Origin of the sequence: Cupriavidus sp. UYPR2.512 (assembly GCF_000379565.1) — a bacterium.
Classification (GTDB): domain Bacteria; phylum Pseudomonadota; class Gammaproteobacteria; order Burkholderiales; family Burkholderiaceae; genus Cupriavidus.
The window spans coordinates 1-5269 of record NZ_KB902934.1 but is presented as its reverse complement, the minus strand read 5'-3'; the positions used below and the strand labels follow the sequence as shown (position 1 = coordinate 5269).

Below are 5269 nucleotides of genomic sequence, written 5' to 3'. Positions count from 1 at the left end.
CAAATGTCCGTCCGTCTCGCTTCATGCACGATCCGACCGATGCAGGGCCCATGAAGTTCCAAACTTGTCGACTAACTTACCGACCAATGAGTAAATGGTTCAGTCGAACCCCTCCACCCATCTCGGTCATGCCGCGCTCGCCCATCACCATGTGATAGTGTTCGGTTGCGAGCCGTCACCGTGGCCTGCTGCAACTGCGCTTGCAGACTGGCCTCGTCCTTGGCCAGGGTCTCCTCGAACAGGCGGCGCTGCTCGGCGCTCATCGCCTCGGTCTTGGCCCCGAACTTCCAGGCCTTGAGTCGCGCCAGCTCGAAGGTGATCTTCTCGATCTTGACGTCCTTGAGCTTGATCTCGCGTTCCTGCTGCTGGATGTGTGCGAGCATCTGCTGCGCCAGTGCCAGGACGTCCTCGGGCGCGAGGTCCTGAAGGCCTTGGTCTTGTAGTTGGCGCAGGTTCAGCATGGAACCATCGTGCCAGCCACCGGGCACTACCACCATCCGGATTTATGCTGTCAACGCGCCGTGATCATCGTCATATCCGCGTAATGGTGCGCAGGTCCTCGAGGTGCTGCCAAGGCAGGCCGAGGATCAGGGCGTCGAACTGTGCCTGCGTCAGTGTCCGCCGGTGGCACCGGCCTGTACCGGCCTGTACCGGAGGCCAGACAAAGCGCCCCTGATTGAGGCGGCGAGCGGCGCACCACACGCCAAAGCCATCATGCACCAATAGCTTGACTCGGGTGTGACGGGCGTTCGCAAACAGGTAGGCATGATGAGACTGGGCTGCGCCGAAGACCTGTACCACGCGCGCCAGCAGCCGCTCGCTTCCGGCACGCATGTCGATGGAATCAACGGCCAACCGCAGCGCGTCAATACGGATAATACGGATCATCGCAGCCAGTCCCGACCCGCCGCAACCAGTCGGGCATCTCGCCCTGCCCGTTCCAACTTTGCCCCGCGGCGTTGCGGTAGCAGACCACCGGAGGCGGCGCGGGTGGGGGCGGCGGTGGCGGAGGAGGCGGCGGATCGAAGCACCCCCCGCTTCCAGTTCGTCCATGGTCAGCCCGTAATCGGCCATCTCGGCCCGGATCCAGCGGATCGCCGCCGCCCGCTCACTTTTCGTGGTCATCGTTGCCGTCGCTATCGTTGCTGCTGTCTTTCTGATTGCCTCCGGGCAGCGCCGGTGCCTCCTGCCCGTCGTCTTGAGTTTTGTCCTGGTCTTTGCCCGGTTTATCCTCCGCCGCCGGCGCCCTCCCGCTCGCGCGGCAAGCGCAATTCTACCAGCAGCAGGCGCGCCAGCACCGCTTCCGCCTCGGCGCGCTCGGCCCGGCGCTGGGCCGCCGCCAGTTCCGTCTGCACCGCGTCTCCGTCGTCGGCGGCCTGGCGCTGCGCCGCTTCTGCGGCCGCGAGCCGCTCGGTAAGCCGCTCCGTGAGCGCCGTGGCCTGGGCTTCGAGCGGGGCGCGGGCCTCGGCGCGCGCCGGTGGCGGCCTCGTTGGCCGCCTGCCAGATGGTCTGCACCGCCCCGGCCGCGATCTCCTTCAACGCGTGGGGCAGATCCGGATGGTCGATGGTGACGCGGGTGCGCCCGCGCAGCTCCTGCCAGAACCCCTGCAGCACCTCGGCGGGCGTGCCCATGCTGCCCTTGCGCACCAGCTGATAGAGCTTGTTGGCGGTAGGCGTGATGCCGTAGCGGAAGAACAGCAGGCCGCCGCCGCCCGCATCGCCGCGGCCGACGACCTCGCCGCCGTCACCGCCTGGCTCGCACGCTATGCCGACAGCGCGGCGACACCGGCCACCTACCGGCGCGAGGTCGAGCGCTTCCTCGCCGACCCACAACCGGCCGCGCGCTGGGTGCTGGCCGGCAGCAGGAAGCTCGCGCGCGGCCACACCGACTGGCGCCCCTTTGCCAGGCCACTGTCGCCGGCCAGCGTGCGCCAGGCGCTGGTGATTCTGAACGCGCTATTCGCCTGGCTGACCGAGGCCGGCTACCTCGCCGGCAACCCGCTCGCGCTCGCTACCTGAGCCACGACTTGTGGGGCACGGTCAAGGAGACCATCGAGGCGATGCCGGCGGCGACTGAGCGCGAGCGCCTGCATGCGGCGCGCTGCCGCTGGCTCCTGACCGTGGGCTTGCGCGCGGTCGAAGTCACCGGCACGGCAATGGGGGCGTTCTTCTGCCGGCGCGACGCGCAGAGCATCGAGCGCTGGTGGCTGGAGGTCACCGGCAAGGGCAACAAGACCCGGCTGGTGCCAGCCACCGACGAGCTGATTGCCGAACTGGCGCGCTATCGCCGCGCCCACGGCCTGGCGCCGACGCCGCAGCCGGGCGAGACCCGCCCCTTGCTTCTGCCGGTGATCGGCCGGGAGAACCGTGACAAAGGCCTGTCACGCGGCGCGCTGCACCTGATCCTGAAAGAAGTGTTCGGTCTGGCGGCCGCGCGCCTGCGCGCACGCGGGGCGAAGTGGGAAGCCCAGGCGGCGGTGCTGGCCAGCGCCTCGGCCCACTGGCTGCGCCATACTGCCGGCTCGCACATGACCGACCAGCAGGTGGATCTGCGGTACGTGCGCGACAACTTTGGGCATGCGTCGATCTCGACGACGAGCGGCTACCTGCATAGCGAGGAGGATGCGCGGCACGAGGCCACGCAGGCGCGGCATCGCATCGACTGGACCAGCAAGACATAAGGCACGACCCTCGCCCCAGGCGAATGGCCCTTTGCATCGATCGTGTAAGGCAATTCAGATTGACACCCGGCCCGATCGCGGCGCGCCCTTTTTCACCTCCCCGCAAGCTTGGTCGCATGCGTTGCCGCTTGCCAAAGCCAAGGCGCACGCTTTCGCCAAGCATGCGTTCCAAAAAGCGGCCCAACAACAAAGTGTTGTTTAAACGACAATCAAGAAATCGCGGGATTTTTAAACGTCCGCAAGCCAAATTAAACGATGGAGTCCACGTTGAGCACAGAATGGATGGGGTATAAGTGGCTCGCAGAGCACTACAAGGTAGCTCCGGTACAGGCGATGCCATCAAGACGCACAGGAACTTCACCGCGGTCGTAGCAATATCGAAGAAAACTGCGTAGGTGGGTAATCGACTGCACCAGGGCAGTACGCTTCATCCGTTGTCCGCACGCGTTAACAAATGATTCGACTGCGTGCGCGGAAATCATGCTGATCGGGGACGTCGGCCTGAGAGAATAATTGAGAAAGGCAAACGCAGTGTCCAGATGATGTCCGGTTGTTTCCACGGCCAGGCCGCGCACTTCAAGCAGGTACTCCCGGTACTCGGTCAGGAAAGATGTATAGCGACCAAATCCTGGCTCGGACTGCAAGCAACCCTGACCACTCGAAATCAAGTAGCGCAAAAAATTCCGCCCGGTGGCCCGGTAATTCTCCGGGCGCGTGGGAAAAGCGAATAACTCGTCCACCTGCCTTCGAGTAAATCCTTGCTCAAGCCATGCGTCCCATTACGCTCCAGTGCCTGACGCAGCCTGAGCACGTGACCTCGTCTTGCCTTACGCGAATATCCTCGTGCAACCGTTGTACGCGGGAGAGCAGATGACAGGGATCGCGATTGCTCAAATTTTCTCGCCATGAATGACCGCGCGGAAGTCTGCCCGCTTTCGCGTCGGGCAATGTTGCAGCCCGTATCCCGGCCATTACAGCCGGGCGTTCGCTTTTTCCGCATTCCTGTACCCACCGCAGCGTTCCTTGCGGTTCGCCTGCCGTCGCCGGCGGCATGGACTTACCCATGTTCCACATGAATCTCCGAGTGGGACGGACCCTTCGTCTTCGCCAGCGGTGTGCTGTCCATGATGGCCCAATCTTCAGAGACCATTCCTCACCGCATACCATTTTGGTTCAAGCCTCTCAGCACGTTTGGCTTGTTCAAGCTCACGACGTTAAACCGAAGTTCACATATGTTGGTCGTACCCACTCATCCCTTGCTCCTCTCTGCCTTCGTGCTGGCAGATTCCGCTTCACCTCGCGGCTGGGCGTACCGGTATCCGGCGGCTACGTTATCCCCAGAGCTTCACTCCGAGCTGTTGCCGGCTCCGCGGGTCCGGGTAGGGACGCTTGATGGAATAACCGGTTTCATCAGGTCATAAATGCTCCAGTGAAACAGAAACTCACGCGACTTGCAGGTCGCACAAACACATTCTTGACCAGGTCGATCCCAACTGTCGTAATCTGCATGATGGATGCTCCTTCCGGTTTGAGTGGCTAGCGACACTTCCACTCTGGCACATCGATGCCGTCACCGGGTGGGGGTGCAGTTCACTGCGGCAGGCTCTTCCAGGACACGCTCAAGGCGTACGGCATGCGTTCATCGATGAGCCGGCGCGGCGATTGTTGGGATAATGCGCCGACCCAAAGCCTGTGGAGTTCGCTGAATCTCGCACGACTGCACAGTCGCCACTTCGCGACGCGGCGTGGTGCGATAAGCCCCATGACGTTCGAGAAGAATTGGGCCGCCTCCCAGCAAGAGCAAGCGGCCTAACGGCATCGGCTATGGATTCGTGAAGCAGGGGAAAGCTCGCTTTGCTCTATTAGCGTCCGCACGATGCTGATTAACTCTTCAGTCCATGGCGCCTTGTTCAAAAATCCCCTCGCCCCGGCTTCACCGATGAGCGCTCCTCGCTCGAACTCAGCGCGTTTCTCGCGCGCCACCAAGAAAAGCTTGATCATCTGGGTGGCTTTACTGTGATCGTTGAGGACAATGTTTAATCCTGTTTCGGCAGCGTACCGTGAGGCGGGGCCCCCTCGCTCCAACCCGGCGTGCTGACAACAAACGTCTGAGAACCCATACACGAAGCCACATAGAACGGCTGCCTGATCAGGCGGAATGATTACTTCATCGAGCTTTGTGAGAAGCGTGCACGACGCTATTGCCTCACCGGCGATCTTGCCCCATTTCTTCCCGTTCCGGACAAGTTGGGCTTGCTGCCGCACGACCTTCCTCGCTTCCAGCGCTCGCTTAAAGCGATTTAGCGTAGAGAGGCCTTGTTGTGGTTGATTTCGCTGCATTTTCTTCATTTGTAACTCGTGTCCGTTTAATTGGAGAGTCATTGGCTTGGAAGCCAATGCTGACGCAAGTTCTGAGTACTCCATGGGTGTCCAAGATTTGAATTTCGAACGGCGAATTTGCGATCCTCTCGGGTTTCACGACCCGGACCGACGCATGAATGTGGGCAAGACGCTGTTCGCGCAGGTCATGGAATTCGTGCCATGGAAGACCTTCGGTCGCATTATCGAGAAGCATCGCGGAGATGCGG

At 62.2% G+C, this 5269-nt stretch carries 5 protein-coding genes and 4 pseudogenes; 3 read left to right on the top strand and 6 right to left on the bottom strand.

All coding sequences use genetic code 11. From position 1 onward, the window contains the following. Positions 1 to 71 precede the first annotated feature (71 nt). The 4 genes and pseudogenes from A3A5_RS0112205 to A3A5_RS44030 all read right to left on the bottom strand — a co-directional run bounded on the left by A3A5_RS0112205 (position 72) and on the right by A3A5_RS44030 (position 1701). The gene (locus A3A5_RS0112205) at positions 72 to 461 is read right to left on the bottom strand and encodes a hypothetical protein (RefSeq protein WP_157637204.1); all 390 of its coding nucleotides are present in this window, start codon (positions 459 to 461) and stop codon (positions 72 to 74) included. 70 nt (positions 462 to 531) lie between these two features. Continuing rightward, the gene (gene tnpB / locus A3A5_RS0112200) at positions 532 to 888 is read right to left on the bottom strand and encodes an IS66 family insertion sequence element accessory protein TnpB (RefSeq protein WP_081623882.1); all 357 of its coding nucleotides are present in this window, start codon (positions 886 to 888) and stop codon (positions 532 to 534) included. Then, a pseudogene (locus A3A5_RS44695) lies at positions 866 to 1125 on the bottom strand (H-NS histone family protein). The gene tnpB and the pseudogene A3A5_RS44695 overlap by 23 nt, the downstream one beginning before the upstream one ends. Continuing rightward, positions 1109 to 1701, bottom strand: a pseudogene (locus A3A5_RS44030) (DNA-binding protein). Before A3A5_RS44030 ends, A3A5_RS44695 begins: the two co-directional pseudogenes overlap by 17 nt. On the opposite strand from A3A5_RS44030, the pseudogene A3A5_RS38345 reads away from it, so the two are divergent. After that, positions 1594 to 2681, top strand: a pseudogene (locus A3A5_RS38345) (tyrosine-type recombinase/integrase). The pseudogenes A3A5_RS44030 and A3A5_RS38345 overlap by 108 nt on opposite strands. Positions 2682 to 2989: 308 nt before the next feature. Here the strand turns inward: A3A5_RS38345 and A3A5_RS41340 are convergent. Beyond that, entirely contained in the window at positions 2990 to 3421 is a 432-nt protein-coding gene (locus tag A3A5_RS41340; RefSeq protein ID WP_081623881.1) for a site-specific integrase, read from the bottom strand. Positions 3422 to 4263: 842 nt separating this feature from the next. Between A3A5_RS41340 and A3A5_RS41335 the strand changes: the two are divergent. Continuing rightward, positions 4264 to 4494, top strand: a pseudogene (locus tag A3A5_RS41335) (IS3 family transposase); the annotation flags it as partial. Here A3A5_RS41335 and A3A5_RS0112185 read toward each other — a convergent pair. Beyond that, complete coding sequence (locus A3A5_RS0112185; RefSeq protein ID WP_026200699.1) at positions 4491 to 5030, bottom strand: hypothetical protein; 540 nt, start codon at positions 5028 to 5030, stop codon at positions 4491 to 4493. The pseudogene A3A5_RS41335 and the gene A3A5_RS0112185 sit on opposite strands and share 4 nt — an antisense overlap. Positions 5031 to 5067: 37 nt before the next feature. Here A3A5_RS0112185 and A3A5_RS44690 point away from each other — a divergent pair. Then, on the top strand, positions 5068 to 5269 hold a 202-nt coding region (locus tag A3A5_RS44690; RefSeq protein ID WP_232431329.1), incomplete at its 3' end, for a DUF4372 domain-containing protein.

What these genes read in the sequence shown, in the direction of transcription:
- A3A5_RS0112205 (WP_157637204.1), bottom strand. Translation starts at nt 461, where the DNA reads ATGCTGAACCTGCGCCAACTACAAGACCAAGGCCTTCAGGACCTCGCG.
- tnpB (WP_081623882.1), bottom strand. Translation starts at nt 888, where the DNA reads ATGATCCGTATTATCCGTATTGACGCGCTGCGGTTGGCCGTTGATTCC.
- A3A5_RS0112185 (WP_026200699.1), bottom strand. Translation starts at nt 5,030, where the DNA reads ATGAAGAAAATGCAGCGAAATCAACCACAACAAGGCCTCTCTACGCTA.